Raw genomic sequence first — 13,496 nt, forward strand, 5'->3', positions numbered from 1 at the left:
TCGCTGGTCATCAGTTTCTCGATGTCGACCAGGATCAGCATGCGGTCGTCGATCGTGCCCAGGCCAGTCAGGTATTCGGTCGACAAGGTCTGGCCGAACTCCGGTGCGGGACGAATCTGTGCGGCATGCAGCATGAGTACGTCCGATACGCCGTCAACGACTATGCCTACCACCCGGGTGCTCAAATTGAGAATGATCACCACCGTCTGCTCGGTGTATTCCACCTTGCCCAGGTTGAATTTGATGCGCAGGTCGACGATGGGCACGATGATGCCGCGCAGATTGGTCACACCCTTGATGAAAGGCGGCACATTGGCGATGCGGGTCACCACGTCGGCATCGTAGCCGCGGATTTCCTGCACCTTCAGGATGTCGATGCCGTACTCCTCATCCGCCAGAGTGAAGATCAAAAACTCATTACCCAAAGCTTGGATGGACGCCGAGTCAATTCGAGTCGCAGATACCATATTGTCTTAATCCTATTGATTTTCGGGGTTTAGGCAGCTTGGGCCAGGACAGGCCGCGATGTGTGAGACCATTTTTCACGATTGGCCCGAGCCAACGCAAACACATCGACGATCAGCGCCACGCTGCCGTCGCCCATGATGGTGGCCGCGGAAATGCCGGGCACCTTGCGATAGTTGGCCTCCAGGTTCTTGACCACAACCTGGTGCTGCCCCACCAAATGGTCCACCAGCAAGGCAAAGCGCTTGTCCTCGGCCTGCATGATCACCGCGATGGCCTGCGTGGGATCTTGCTGCGCATGGCCGACAGAAAATGCGCGATGCATCTCCACCAAAGGCAGGTACTCTCCGCGCACATGCAGCACGCGCTCATCGCCCGCCACGGTATAAATCTGGTCCTGCGTGGGCTGCATCGATTCGGTCACGTGATTGAGCGGCAGAATGAACGTCTCGGTGCCCACCCGCACCGACATCCCATCCAAAATGGCCAGCGTCAGCGGCAGCACGATGCGCGTGGTCGTGCCCTGCCCCGCGCGGCTGGAGAGCTGGACATGGCCGCCCATGTCCTGGATATTGCGGCGCACCACGTCCATGCCCACACCGCGCCCGGACACATCGGTGATCTTCTCGGCCGTGGAAAAACCCGGCGCGAAAATCAACTGCCAGACCTCTTCGTCGGGCATGCTCTCGCTGACCGCAATGCCCTGCTCCAGGGCCTTCTTCAGAATGCGCTCGCGGTTCAAGCCCGCGCCATCGTCGGTCACCTGAATGACAATGTTGCCGCCATGGTGCTGGGCCGACAAGGTCAGCTTGCCCACCGGATCCTTGTCGGCGGCAATACGCTTGTCGGGCGTCTCGATGCCGTGATCCAGGCTATTGCGCACCAAATGCGTGAGCGGATCGATGATGCGCTCGATCAGGCTCTTGTCCAGCTCCGTGGCGCGCCCGTGCGTCTCCAGCTCGATCTGCTTGCCCATCTTGCCGGCCAGATCGCGCACCACGCGCGGGAAACGGCTGAATACGTAATCCATCGGCATCATGCGGATGGACATGACCGATTCCTGCAAATCGCGCGCGTTGCGCTCGAGCTGCTCCAGACCGTTGAGCAGGCGATCGTGCACCACCGGATCCAGCGTCGAGGCCGTCTGCGTCAGCATGGCCTGGGTGATGACCAGTTCGCCCACCAGGTTGATGATCTGGTCGACCTTCTCCACGCCGACGCGAATGGAGGTCGACTCCTTGTCCGCATGCGGCGCGGCAGCCGGGGCAGCCGCCTTGGGCGGCGTGGGCGCCGCGGCACGGGCCGGGCTGGCCAGCGCCGTCGCAGACGTGGGCGCCGGCCCGTCCTGAGGCGTAAAGCTCGAAGCGGCCGCCTCAAATTGCGACACCACATCCGGCCCGGCCGACGCCGGCACCGCTTCGTGGGTCACGCGCAACTGATCGGCATTGACGATAAAGCAGCACACCGCTTCAATATCGGCCACCGAACACGTGGTCTGCACCCATACCGCCAGACCACCACCCTTGCTCTGGCTATGCAGCACCTGGCCCAGGTTGCCCATCTCATCGAGCAGCGCTTGCGCATCCTTGCCGCCCACGTCGCGGATGCGCACGCAAGTCGGCTTCTCGCTCGTGCCGCTGGCCGATGCCGCGGGCATGTACATGGGCTGCTGCGCAACAACAGGCGCGGCCACAGCGACAGGCGCGGCCGCAGGCCCTGCGCCGCCAGCGGGCGCGCCGTCCTCCTGGGCCAACTGCCGCAGCACGGCGCAGATACGTTCGTATACAGCCTCCTCAGGCTCCTGCGAGGCGCGGTAGGCATCGAGCTGGCTCTTTAACACGTCCTTGGTTTCCAGAAAAATATCCACCATGTCGGCACGCAGCACCATGTCTTGGCGACGAATGGCATCCAGCAGGTTTTCCAGCAAATGCGTGGTTTCGGCCAGCTTTTGAAACGTGCCGAACGTCGCCGCCCCCCCCTTGATCGAGTGCGCCGCGCGGAAAATGGCATTGAGCTGCTCGATGTCCGGCGCCTGGACATCGAGCTGCAGCAATAGCTGCTCCATCTGAGCCAGCAATTCATCGGCTTCATCGAAGAAGGTCTCGTAAAACTGACTGAGGTCGAGTTCGGACATGAGGATAGAAGTCTTTTGTAGCCAGATCGGCTTTATGCCTAGTTCACAAAACAGAGATTCTTTGAAAGGGAACAATTTAGTGCGAAAGCGCGCAGGCGAAGCATGAGCAAAGTTCTGAAAAAATGGGCTAGACCGACCTAGCCACAATCCCTGAAAATGCTTCGCAAGACTGGCGGCAAGCGCTCAGAACGACTCCCAAGCTTCCTGATCGCCAGCGACCGCAACCGTTTTGGGCTTGGTTCCGGGCGCAGACAACTTGGCCAATGCTTTGGCGGCGGCGCTCTCATTTTTCCCCGTGGGTTTGCCCGCTGATTTTGTGCTTAACCTCGAATTGGCCGAGCGTTGCGGACGGTTCGGCACCTGCCGCGCCGCCACATCAATTACGTCCGCTCCGTCTCGCAGCTTGAATACGGACACCGCTTGCGCCAGTTGACTAGCCTGCTCTTCCAGCGAACCTGCCGCCGCCGCAGCTTCTTCCACCAGCGCCGCGTTCTGCTGCGTCACCTCGTCCATCTGCGATACCGCACGATTGACCTGATCAATACCGGTGGCTTGCTCTTCTGACGCCGCCGAGATCTCGCCCATGATATCGGTCACGCGCCTGACCGAGCTCACGATCTCCTGCATCGTCGCACCCGCTCGTTCCACCTGGCTCGAACCGATCGCCACCTTGCCCACCGAATCCTCGATCAACTGCTTGATCTCTTTGGCCGCTTGCGCGCTGCGCTGCGCCAGCGTTCGCACTTCACCGGCCACCACGGCGAAGCCCTTGCCTTGCTCTCCCGCCCGCGCAGCTTCTACTGCCGCGTTCAGCGCCAAAATATTGGTCTGAAACGCGATCCCATCAATAACCGATACGATCTCAGATATCTTGGTTGAACTGGCCGAAATTGCCTTCATCGTGTCCACCACTTCCGACACCGCCGAACCGCCTCGCACCGCCACTTCCGAGGCGCTGGTCGCGAGCTGATTGGCCTGGCGCGCGTTATCGGAGTTCTGCTTGACTGTCGTGGACAACTCCTGCATCGACGCCGAGGTTTGTTCCAATGAGGCGGCCTGCTCTTCAGTGCGGGACGACAAATCCGTGTTTCCCGACGCGATTTGGCTAGATCCCGTCGCAATACTGTCGACCGAAATGCGAATCTGGCTAATCAGCTTGACCAAATTGCCTTGCATTTCGCCCATGGAGGCCAACACACTCCCGGCCGGCGCATTTTTCGCACCGGGCACCGGACTCAGATCGCCCGAGGCGACACGCTGTGAGACCTCGCCAAGGATAACGGGCTCGGCACCCAAGGCACGCAGCAGATCGCGCGTGACCCAAACACCTGCCAACACAGCCATTGCAAGGGTAGCCAAGCAAATAATGATCAGCAAACTGCGCTCACGGGCGAATTGGTCCTGGGATGCTTGCTCCATCTGCATTTGGCGCTGATGCGTAATGTCCGCGTAGTTATTGGCTGCCTTAATCAGCTCTACCAGCAAAGGTCGGCATTTTGTGACGATCTCAGCAATTGCCGCATCACGTTAATTGTTCAAGGCAAGCCGATCAATGTCCAGGGCGACCGGCCGGTATTTTTCCTCGACGCGTCCGATCTCTGCCGCAGCATTGCGCGCTGCGGGACTCATGTCCTGGGCGTGAGCGACCATGGCATTAAATTTTGCCAGGTTTTCCTGCACCCTTTTTTCTGAATCGATGACGGCTTTCTTTTCAATCTCAATATCGGCGGGCGTCGTTACGAGAACAAGATTACGTACCGCCATAGCGCGGTCGTCAACAGCCGCGCGAATAGATGCCGCCGCGGTAGCCCGCGCGTCGATGCCGTTTACATAATCGCGGAATCGATTATTGGTATCGCTCAACGCCATCAGCGCAATGCCCGATATGACGAATACGATTATTGCAAGCATGCCGAAGCTAGCTGTCAGCTTCGTCTTTACGGACAGATTTTTGAAGCTCATTTTCAACTCACTCTCTATTCTTCATTAAAAATAGTTCGATTAATACTTCAGTCGAACGGATTGCATCGAACTGACGCGTATATCCACCCACAACTTTGGCATCACAAACAGCGCTTTTAACTATTTCGCCTTTTTGACCACCAATCTAAGCGCGGTTAACAATTTTGCGCGCCAAGCCAAATGCCACTGAAAAAGAGATAGCCTATTTCAGCTGTTAATGACGACGAGGGTTTGACTCAAGTTGCCACTTTTGACATCCCGTGCCACTATTCACCAGCGTATTGTCAAGTTAGTTGAATAAGACCTTAAAGGTACGTCCGGTGTTACAGAACTCCATGCCAACCGTGTTCGAGGTTCGTTCCGTGGACGAACTGGACAATGCCGTGCGCGTACAACTCCGGGCCCGATTACTCGATGTACACGCCCCACCCAGCGGGATCGCCTCTCATGTGAGCATGGCAAAAGCAACGGCCTCCGAGCTCTGGTTATGTGACTACGGCACTCTGGTTGAACTGTCCTTCTCAGAATCCGACCATCTTCGCGTTCAAATCCCGCTAAAAGGCGCCGCGACAACCACTGTCGGCAAGACGAAAACCATTGTGACCAGAGACACAGCCTGTGTTTCGATAGCAACTGACAGTTTTCGTTTCCATCCGGATTATTGCCAACTTGTGTGGCGAATTCCTCAAGGTGCAATATTGCGCAAACTGGCCGCGCTGACAGATAGCCCAGTGACAGCAAAACTGAAATTCAGCCCCGAATTAGACCTCTCGAGCAGGCACGGGCGCCTGATACTAAATCTGACGGAGAGTTTCGCCAACACGACGAGCCTACCCTCGGCCGCTCTGCTACGCAGTGAAATCGAACAGGCGATAATCACCATACTCTTGGACGGCCCGCTGCGGGACAGCACCCGATTGTTCGAGACGAAGCCGCCGACATTGGCGCCGCGCCAAGTCAGGGCTGCCGAGGAATATATCGAAGCCCACTGGGACGAGGCTTTGGATTACGAAACCCTCGCCACGGTATCCGGCGCGAGTGTCCGTTCCTTGTTTCGGAGTTTCAAAAAATTCCGTGGGTATACGCCTATGGATTTCGCCAGAAAAATCCGTTTAATGCGCGCCAAGGATTTTTTGGCCAATACAAACGGCTCGGTATCGATTACGACCATCGCGGCAAATTGCGGCTATTCGAGTTTGAGCGCTTTTTCGCGGGACTTTGCCAAGGCATATTATATTTCACCCAGCGCAGCACGCGGCCGATGATTATCAACGGCGTTCTCGGAAACTATTCCCCCATATTTTATCTTCGTTTTTTCCCATGGTGAGCGCCGATTAAAATATTAAAATCTACGCGCACTTCGCCCCCCCCCCCGAACGCATGGTTTTTTGGGTCCCGTTGTAGGGTAATGCCCCCGTAAAAACGGGGTCTTCAGAAGTAGAATTTTCTCCCTACGAGGGTTCTACAGATGAAGCGATCAAAATTTACGGATGCCCAGATCATTGAGGCACTTTGCATATCCCATTGACATATACAAATATTACCCCTAGCATTGAAGATACAGTTCGTATATGTCAGGAGTCCATTCCATGACCATCTCTTCCCTATTCATGAACAACCGCAGCCAGGCAGTCAGGCTTCCGAAAGCGACAGCCTTCCCCGAAGGGGTAAAGCAGGTCGAGGTAGTGGTTGTCCGCAATTCGCGCATCATCACCCCGGCGGGGTCAAGCTGGGATATTTGGTTTGACGGTCCTTCTGTCTCGTCGGATTTCATGGCCGAGCGCGATCAACCTGCTGAACAAACTCGGGAGTCGTTCTAGTGCTGAAGTACATGTTGGACACCAACATCTGCATCTTCACCAGCAAGAACAAACCTCAGCAAGTCCGTGAGATGTTCATGCGACATACCGGACAAATCAGCATCAGCACGATCACGCTGATGGAGCTCATCTACGGCGCCGAGAAGTCAGCCGAGCCTGAGGCCAATCTCGCTATTGTCGAAGGTCTGGCAGCAAGACTTGAAGTACTGGATTACAACTCAGCTGCTGCCGCGCATACAGGGCAGATTCGAGCTGAACTAGCAAAGCAAGGCTCGCCGGTCGGTCCTTACGATGCCCAGATTGCTGGCCATGCTCGCTCTTTAGGACTCGTCGTCGTCACCAACAATACGCGTGAATATCAACGTATCCCCGGACTTCGGATTGAAGATTGGGTATCGGTTTGATCCTCGGCGTGGCCACCGAATCGATGTCCTTCCAATACTAATCCGCGCAATGCTTAGTCTTACTATGTCATAAATATGGCATTATGAGTTCCTCTCCATGGTTTTTGGGAGGGATGATGAGTGCGAGTGAACGGTTTGACCAGTACATGGTGCATTTATCGCAGGGGCTTGGACACGCGGATCGCCATGCGGGGCTCAAGGGCTATTGCACGGGTTTGATGCTGCCGCTGGCACGCAAGAGCGTTGAACCCATGTCGGAATGCGGTGTCCACGCCGTAGCCGGCATCGGCCAGCACACAGTGCCGGGGCGCGCCCTCGCTCAGGAGGTTATGCAACTGCTTCAGGGCGATCTGTGTCTTGGTGGCAAAGCGAACCGACTCTGGCACGCCAGCGCGCTTGCGTCGCTCAGCGTCTTGCGCCCAGTCCTCGGGCAGATAGAGCTGCCACGCCACAGGAATGCTGCCCTGGTCGCAAGCCAGCGAGACGCTCACCGCCACCTGGCAGTTGTCCTGCTTTGCCCAGCATGCCGCAGTATTGACGGGCCACGCCCACCAAGTGCACGCCCTTCTTGGGAAAGCCGGTGTCGTCAATGATCCACCAGCCCCCTCGGCTGAAATCCATGTGTGGCACGACCCACTGACACACCCGGCGCAGAACTTGGGCATCGGACCAGTCGGCCTTGGCGACAAAGTGATGCAGAGCCTGGTGCCTGGCGCTGGCATGAAGCGGATCCACCCGCGCGGCCATGGGCTCAACGCTCTTGCGTGCCAGCGTCAGCATCAAACCCGTGCAATAGCCCTTGAGTCCCGCATGGCGATCCGCGCCACACTTGGGCGAGCTGGCACGTCCAGCGAGGAACGCCCCTCTTAGTTCTCAAAGAGCTGGGCGGGTGGTGGGTAAACCATCGAAATGGTGCAGAAGTACGCGCACCTGGCCCCGAGCCACATGGCCGGCCACGCGAATACGGTCAAGTTTTGGTCAAGTTCTTCGGAGCAAGAAAAAACGCCGCTGGTTAGGGCGGCGTAAAGTCTTGATTCTCAATGAATTCTTGGTGGCGCATCCCTGATTCGAACAGGGGACCTGCGGATTATGATTCCGTCGCTCTAACCGGCTGAGCTAATGCGCCACGCTCTCGTTTTTGCCTGAGCAAAAAGCGAAGAAGAAAATTCTAGCATGGCCCGGCGTTGACGCGCAAATACAACAACCCGCCGCGCATCAACCGCAACCTGGCGTGTGCAATGGCGGCTCGGCGGCTCCCAAGATCGGGCGCCGTTGCAGGTAGTCTAAAATCCTGAAACGCGCGGCAGCCCGTCGCAGCGCCGGATTTCCAAGCAACCTGCTCGCACCCAATGGCTGTTTTCACCCCTGTATCAGACGACGACGCGCGCGCGCTGCTGGCGCGCTACCAACTGGGAGTCCTGGTGTCGCTGCGCGGCATCACGGCCGGCATCGAAAACACCAACTATTTTCTCGAAACTGATCGCGGCCAGTATGTGCTGACCCTGTTCGAGGTGCTGACGCGCGAACAACTGCCGTTCTACATAGAACTCATGCATCACCTGGCGCAGCGCGGCATTCCCGTGCCCGAACCCCAGACCCTGGACGACGGCACGCGCCTGGCTGAACTGAACGGCAAACCCTGCGCCATCGTCACGCGCCTGCCTGGCGCCTACGTGCCCGACCCCGATGTGTCGCACTGTGCCCTGGCCGGCGCGACGCTCGCGCGCGCCCATCTGGCCGGCCGTGACTTGGGGATCCGGCAGCCCAATCTGCGCGGCCTGGACTGGTGGCGCCAGACCGCGCCCAAGGTCATGCCCTTTCTCGAACCCGCCCAGGCTAAGCTACTGGACGCGGAGATCGCCGTGCAAACCGAGGCCGCCGCGGCATGGCCCACGCTGCCTTCAGGCCCTGCCCACTGCGACCTGTTTCGCGACAACGTGCTGTTCGCCGGCTCTCGCGAACAACCGCTGATGGGCGGCTTCATCGATTTCTACTTCGCCGGCTGTGATACCTGGCTGTTCGACGTGGCGGTAAGCTTGAACGATTGGTGCGTGGTGCGGGAAAGCGGCGAATTCATCCCCGAGCTTGCCCAGGCCTGGCTAGCCGCCTATGCCGGCGTACGCGCCTTCACCCAGGCCGAGATGCAGGCCTGGCCGCTGATGCTGCGCGCCGCCGCCCTGCGCTTCTGGCTGTCGCGGTTATACGACTTTTACTTGCCGCGCACGGCCCAGACGCTCAAGCCGCACGACCCGACGCATTTCGAGCGGGTGTTGCGAGCACGCCACCTGGGCGAGGTGCCGGCCTTGCCCCAAATCGGCGGCGCCCGATAATTGATGCACCGCATCCTGATTCCTCTTTTTGGCTCATAACGTCATGCAAGCAGCATCGCTTCCCGCAATCTCCGGCTGGCAATGGATACGTACCGGCCTGCGGCTGTTCTGCAAGCAGCCTCTGGCCATGTTCACCTGGGCCATGGTGATCAGCCTGTTCGTGGTATTCGCAGCGCTGACTCTGCCCATCGGTGCCCTGCTGCTACCGCTGCTGATGCCCGTCATCACTGTCATGACGATCTCGGCCTGCAAGCATGTCGAGGCCGGACGGGTGATGCTGCCCTCGATGTGGGCCAAGCCCTTGACGCAGCCCGGCGTGTTCAAAAAGCTTATGCTCATGGGACTGCTCTACACCCTGTGCTGCATCGCAGTCGAAATGATCGCCGTGCTGCCCTTCGCCAACGACGTGATCGATGCCATGAACGTGGCGACCACCGCGCAGGACCTGACTCCGCTGCTGATGGCCATGCGCAAACCCATGCTGCTGTTCGCCATGCTGTATATACCCGTCGCCGCACTGTTCTGGCACGCCCCCATCCTGGTGGCTTGGCACGGCGTGCGCATAATGAAATCACTGTTCTTTTCCCTCATCGCCTGCTGGCGCTGCAAATGGGCCTTCCTGGTCTACGGCGCGGCCTGGGCCCTGATCTTCATGTTCATCAACCTGATCTCGGGCCTCTTGATGACGGCTGGCCTGTCCGGGACTGTGGTCGACAGTCTGCAGGCGCCCGTGAACATCTTCGCGGGTGGCGTGCTGTATTGCAGCTTCTACCCGGCCTATACCTCGGTTTTCGGCATCGACAATGACGCCCACGCGGGCCTCGACCACCGCGACAGCGCGCACGCATAAGGCCGCGCGCCAGGGCGCGAGCCGCAGCGCCCGCAACACCCGCCCCTGCCTGTCGACGAAGGCCACGTCGATCGCATAGGCCATACCCAGGGTATGAACAGCACGGCAAGGCGCCAGCCACACGCCGCATCGCCAGCCGGGAGGCCGGCGACGGCACAGCAAGCCCCAGAAACGCGCCCAGGACGTATGAAGGCGCACCAGGCGCAGCGATCGAGGCATCGTATCCATTGGCGCTATTGCAACGCCGGCAGCAGCTGCCAGGCGATGGGAAAACCCAACACAATGAAGGTGCAGGGAAAAATGCAGCCTATCAAGGGCAGCAGCATCTTCACCGGCGCCTCCATGGCCAGGCGCTCGGCATGCTGGAAGCGGTCGGCCCGGCACTGTCCGGCCTGGCCCCGCATCAAGGGCCCCAGGCTCATGCCCAGCGCATCAGCCTGCGCCATCGACGCCGCCCACGCCTGCAGGGCGGCGCTGCCGCTGCGCGCGGCCATGGCCTTGAGCGCAGCCATGCGCGACATGCCCGTGCGCATGTCGGCCAGCGCGCCGTCCAGCGCATCGCGCAAGGGGCCAGGCGCGCAGCACTGTGCCGACTGCAGCAAGGCGCCATGCAGGCCCAGTCCGGCTTCGACGCACAAGGTCATCATGTCCAGCACGAAAGGCATGTCGCGATCGATGCGCCGCTTGCGCCGCTGCGCCTGACCGCGCAACCACAGACGCGGCCAGCCTGCTCCCGCCAGAGCGGCCAGCGCCGCGGGCATGGCCGGATGGCCATCGAGTGCGAGCGCCAGGCCGAACGCCGCCCCCGCGCCCACGCCGCCCATCAGCCAGGTCATGGCCAGCCAATGGCGCGGCTCCACTTGCGGCGGCACGCCTGCCCGCGCCAGGGCCTGGCTGCTTTTCTCACGCGAGCGCCAAGGCATAAAAGGCTCGGCCAGCGGCGTCAGCGCGCGCACCCACGGCCAGGCGCAACGCCACCACCAGGGCATCGCCGAGGCCGCGGGCGCAGAGGCCGCCACCACGCCGCGCAGCGGCGCGGACAACAGGAAAGCCAAGCCCGCCGCACACAGACCGGACAGAACGATCGCCAGGCTGTTCATCGCATGTCGCTAGATGTCGATATTGACGATGCGGCGGATCATCAACACGCCCGTCGTTTCCAGAAGCAGAACCACGGCCAGTACCATCCAGCCCATAGGCGTGCTCCAGAGCACCGCCATGGCCTGGGGTTCGAGCCGGTTCAATACCAGGGCCAGCAGCACGGGCAAGGCTCCCACGATCCAGGCCTGCATGCGTCCCTGCGCCGTCAAGGCGCGGATCTTGCCCTGCAGCAGCAAGCGCGAGCGCAGGGTGTCGGCGATACGCTCCAACGCCTCGGCCAGGTTGCCGCCGGTCTGCGCGGCCACCCGCAGCGCCGCCGTCACCAGGACCGTGGCCTCTGACGGCACGCGTTCATGCAGATGTTCCAAGGCCGTGGAAAAAGCCACGCCCAGTCGCTGTTCGCGCAGCATCAGGCCAAACTCCTGCGACAGGGGCGCCTCGCTCTGCTCGACGATGTGCTTTAAGGCCACGGCCAGACTGGCTCCCGCCGACAGCCCCCCGGCTAGGGACATCAGCGCCGCGGGCAGTTGCCGCTCGAACCGCAGCAGCCGGCGCCGGCGCAGATTCTCGACCAGCCCGCCGGGCACACGCGTTGCCGCCAGCCCCGCCAGCAGGCCGACCAGCCAACTCCCCGAAAGCGCCCATGCCAACAGCCCGCCCAGTGCGGCGCAGACCAGGGCGGCCAGCCACAGCTGTGCGGGATCGATGAACAGAAACAGCTCGCTCAGCTTGACGCCGGTTTCCTGGGTGTAGATCTGCCGGTAGCGCTGCAAGGCAGGACCTATCCAGGACTGGGCGCTCCAGGCCAGGATGGCTGCGCTCAAACCCGTCAGCACGAAGGCCAGCCAGATCACGGCATGTCCCCTTCCATGAAGACGGGACGCATACCCGAGTCGACAAAGCCCCGCCCGGGTTCATAGCGGAACAGATCCTGCAGCTGAATGCGGCCGCTCTCCATTCCCGTGATCTCGATGATGTCCGTCACGACCCGTTGGCCTTGCGCGAGGCGGGCCTGCTGCACCACGATGTCGACGCTGGAGGCGATGTGTTCGCGCACCACCGCCAGCGGCAGGTCCAGGCCGGCCATTAAGGTCATGGCCTCCAGCCGCGACAAGGCATCGCGCGGCGAATTGGCATGCAGCGTGGTCAGTGAGCCCTCGTGTCCGGTATTCATGGCGGTCAACATATCGAAGGCTTCCGCGCCGCGACATTCGCCCACCACGATGCGGTCGGGCCGCATACGCAGGGCATTGCGCACCAGGTCGCGTATCTCGATGCGCCCCCGGCCCTCCAGATTGGGCGGCCGCGCTTCGAGCGAGACCAAGTGCGCATGTCCCAGCCGCAGTTCGGCGGCATCCTCGATGGTGACGATGCGCTCTCCTTCCGGAATGGCGTTGGACAAGATGTTGAGCAAGGTCGTCTTGCCCGAGCCCGTGCCGCCGGACACGATGATGCTCTTGCGGCGACGCACGCACAGGGCCAGCAATTGGGCCATGGCCTCGCTCAGACTGCCTATGCCGACCAGGTCGGACATATGCAGCCGCCGCAACGGAAACTTGCGTATGGTCAGGCTGGCGCCGCGCAGGGCAATCGGCGGGATCACGGCGTTCACGCGCGAGCCGTCCGGCAGGCGCGCATCCACCATCGGCGAACTCTCGTCGATGCGACGTCCCAACGGCGCGACGATGCGGTCGATCACGCCGCGCACCGCCTGTTCGCTGCTGAACGCCGTATCGTGCCGCGACAGCTGCCCCGCGCGTTCTACATAGACCTCGTCATGGCGGTTGACCATGATTTCCGTAATGCCGGGATCGGCCAGCAGAGTCTCGAGTGGACCGAGCCCCACAGCTTCGTCCAGGACCATGCGACACAGCAAGGCGCGATCCAAGTGCTGGGGCAGATCCGGCTCCTGGCCAACCAGTTCATCCAGCAGGCGCCGGGCCTCTTCGCGCAAGGCCTGGTCGCTCATGCCCGCCACGTCGCGGCGGCGCAGGTCCAGCGCCTGAAGCAAGGCGGCATGCAGGCTGCGCCGGTAAGGCAGCCAGACCAGCGCGGCAGGAGCCTGGGCAGGCGCGGGCGCGGGTTCGGTATGTGGGAGAACCTCGGAACCGTCCGTCGCGGCCAGCGCCTGCGTCGGGTCCGGCAAGTCGCGCACCTGGAGCTGACACGGGCCGATGAGAATACGGTCCTGGGCCTGCAGAGGACCGTGGGTCGCTACGCGCTCGCCATTGACTAGCGTTCCACCCAGCGTGCCCAGGTCTTCGAGCACGATGCCACCGTCCTGGCGCAGCAACCTGGCGTGCTGCCTGCCCACCCGCCAATTGGCGATGCGCACCGCACACTGGGGCGCGCGCCCTATGGACACCGGCGGCACGGCCGTTTGCATCTGGCGCGTGCCGTCCTCGAAGGTCAAGGTGATTTCGAGCATGC

10 protein-coding genes, 1 tRNA gene and 4 pseudogenes are annotated in these 13,496 nt (G+C 61.0%); 7 read left to right on the plus strand and 8 right to left on the minus strand.

The genetic code is table 11. The annotated features are described in order from the left end of the window. From H143_RS0100005 to H143_RS23170, 3 genes and pseudogenes are all read right to left on the minus strand, one after another. Positions 1-467: chemotaxis protein CheW (locus H143_RS0100005; RefSeq protein ID WP_026349579.1), on the minus strand; the 467-nt coding region annotated here is incomplete at its 3' end. 29 nt (positions 468-496) lie between these two features. Then, positions 497-2,599 (minus strand): chemotaxis protein CheA, encoded by a 2,103-nt coding sequence (cheA, locus tag H143_RS0100010; RefSeq protein WP_019936167.1) that lies wholly within the window; start codon positions 2,597-2,599, stop codon positions 497-499. Between the two features lie 183 nt (positions 2,600-2,782). Next, positions 2,783-4,561, minus strand: a pseudogene (locus H143_RS23170) (methyl-accepting chemotaxis protein). Positions 4,562-4,923: 362 nt separating this feature from the next. On the opposite strand from H143_RS23170, the gene H143_RS21475 reads away from it, so the two are divergent. The 4 genes and pseudogenes from H143_RS21475 to H143_RS22290 form a co-directional block, all read left to right on the plus strand. Beyond that, positions 4,924-5,826 carry an AraC family transcriptional regulator gene (locus H143_RS21475; protein WP_231378435.1) on the plus strand — a complete coding sequence of 301 codons (903 nt, stop codon included), beginning with the start codon at positions 4,924-4,926 and terminating at the stop codon, positions 5,824-5,826. Positions 5,827-6,150: 324 nt separating this feature from the next. Next, positions 6,151-6,381: a type II toxin-antitoxin system VapB family antitoxin gene (vapB, locus tag H143_RS0100025; RefSeq protein WP_019936171.1), complete on the plus strand. Its 231-nt coding sequence runs from the start codon at positions 6,151-6,153 to the stop codon at positions 6,379-6,381. After that, positions 6,381-6,785, plus strand: coding sequence for a tRNA(fMet)-specific endonuclease VapC (vapC, locus tag H143_RS0100030; RefSeq protein ID WP_019936172.1), 405 nt, complete (start codon positions 6,381-6,383; stop codon positions 6,783-6,785). Before vapB ends, vapC begins: the two co-directional genes overlap by 1 nt. A 116-nt stretch (positions 6,786-6,901) precedes the next feature. Continuing rightward, a pseudogene (locus H143_RS22290) lies at positions 6,902-7,042 on the plus strand (transposase); the annotation flags it as partial. On the opposite strand, the pseudogene H143_RS21305 reads toward H143_RS22290, so the two are convergent. Next, positions 7,022-7,607 (minus strand): annotated as a pseudogene (locus tag H143_RS21305) (IS701 family transposase); the annotation flags it as partial. The pseudogenes H143_RS22290 and H143_RS21305 sit on opposite strands and share 21 nt — an antisense overlap. Here H143_RS21305 and H143_RS21825 point away from each other — a divergent pair. Continuing rightward, positions 7,601-7,811 (plus strand): annotated as a pseudogene (locus H143_RS21825) (site-specific integrase); the annotation flags it as partial. The pseudogenes H143_RS21305 and H143_RS21825 overlap by 7 nt on opposite strands. A gap of 23 nt (positions 7,812-7,834) precedes the next feature. Here H143_RS21825 and H143_RS0100040 read toward each other — a convergent pair. Next, positions 7,835-7,911 (minus strand) — tRNA-Met (locus tag H143_RS0100040). Positions 7,912-8,134: 223 nt separating this feature from the next. Between H143_RS0100040 and H143_RS0100045 the strand changes: the two genes are divergently transcribed. Both H143_RS0100045 and H143_RS22730 read left to right on the plus strand, forming a co-directional pair. Then, on the plus strand, positions 8,135-9,115 hold the full coding sequence (locus tag H143_RS0100045) for a homoserine kinase (RefSeq protein ID WP_019936175.1): 981 nt from the start codon (positions 8,135-8,137) through the stop codon (positions 9,113-9,115). A gap of 43 nt (positions 9,116-9,158) precedes the next feature. Beyond that, positions 9,159-9,965 carry a BPSS1780 family membrane protein gene (locus H143_RS22730; RefSeq protein ID WP_019936176.1) on the plus strand — a complete coding sequence of 269 codons (807 nt, stop codon included), beginning with the start codon at positions 9,159-9,161 and terminating at the stop codon, positions 9,963-9,965. A gap of 233 nt (positions 9,966-10,198) precedes the next feature. On the opposite strand, the gene H143_RS0100055 is transcribed toward H143_RS22730, so the two are convergent. Genes H143_RS0100055 through H143_RS0100065 form a run of 3 tightly spaced genes read right to left on the minus strand, consistent with a single transcriptional unit; the run spans position 10,199 to position 13,494 of the window. Further along, entirely contained in the window at positions 10,199-11,065 is an 867-nt protein-coding gene (locus H143_RS0100055) for a type II secretion system F family protein (protein WP_019936177.1), read from the minus strand. 9 nt (positions 11,066-11,074) lie between these two features. Continuing rightward, the gene (locus tag H143_RS0100060) at positions 11,075-11,920 is read right to left on the minus strand and encodes a type II secretion system F family protein (RefSeq protein WP_019936178.1); all 846 of its coding nucleotides are present in this window, start codon (positions 11,918-11,920) and stop codon (positions 11,075-11,077) included. Then, positions 11,917-13,494: an ATPase, T2SS/T4P/T4SS family gene (locus tag H143_RS0100065; RefSeq protein ID WP_019936179.1), complete on the minus strand. Its 1,578-nt coding sequence runs from the start codon at positions 13,492-13,494 to the stop codon at positions 11,917-11,919. The genes H143_RS0100060 and H143_RS0100065 overlap by 4 nt, the downstream gene beginning before the upstream one ends. Positions 13,495-13,496 lie beyond the last annotated feature (2 nt).

The sequence above is a fragment of the Bordetella sp. FB-8 genome, from assembly GCF_000382185.1.
Lineage (GTDB): Bacteria > Pseudomonadota > Gammaproteobacteria > Burkholderiales > Burkholderiaceae_B > Bordetella.

What these genes read in the sequence shown, in the direction of transcription:
- cheA (WP_019936167.1), bottom strand. Translation starts at nt 2,599, where the DNA reads ATGTCCGAACTCGACCTCAGTCAGTTTTACGAGACCTTCTTCGATGAA.
- vapB (WP_019936171.1), top strand. Translation starts at nt 6,151, where the DNA reads ATGACCATCTCTTCCCTATTCATGAACAACCGCAGCCAGGCAGTCAGG.
- H143_RS0100045 (WP_019936175.1), top strand. Translation starts at nt 8,135, where the DNA reads ATGGCTGTTTTCACCCCTGTATCAGACGACGACGCGCGCGCGCTGCTG.
- H143_RS22730 (WP_019936176.1), top strand. Translation starts at nt 9,159, where the DNA reads ATGCAAGCAGCATCGCTTCCCGCAATCTCCGGCTGGCAATGGATACGT.
- H143_RS0100055 (WP_019936177.1), bottom strand. Translation starts at nt 11,065, where the DNA reads ATGAACAGCCTGGCGATCGTTCTGTCCGGTCTGTGTGCGGCGGGCTTG.
- H143_RS0100065 (WP_019936179.1), bottom strand. Translation starts at nt 13,494, where the DNA reads ATGCTCGAAATCACCTTGACCTTCGAGGACGGCACGCGCCAGATGCAA.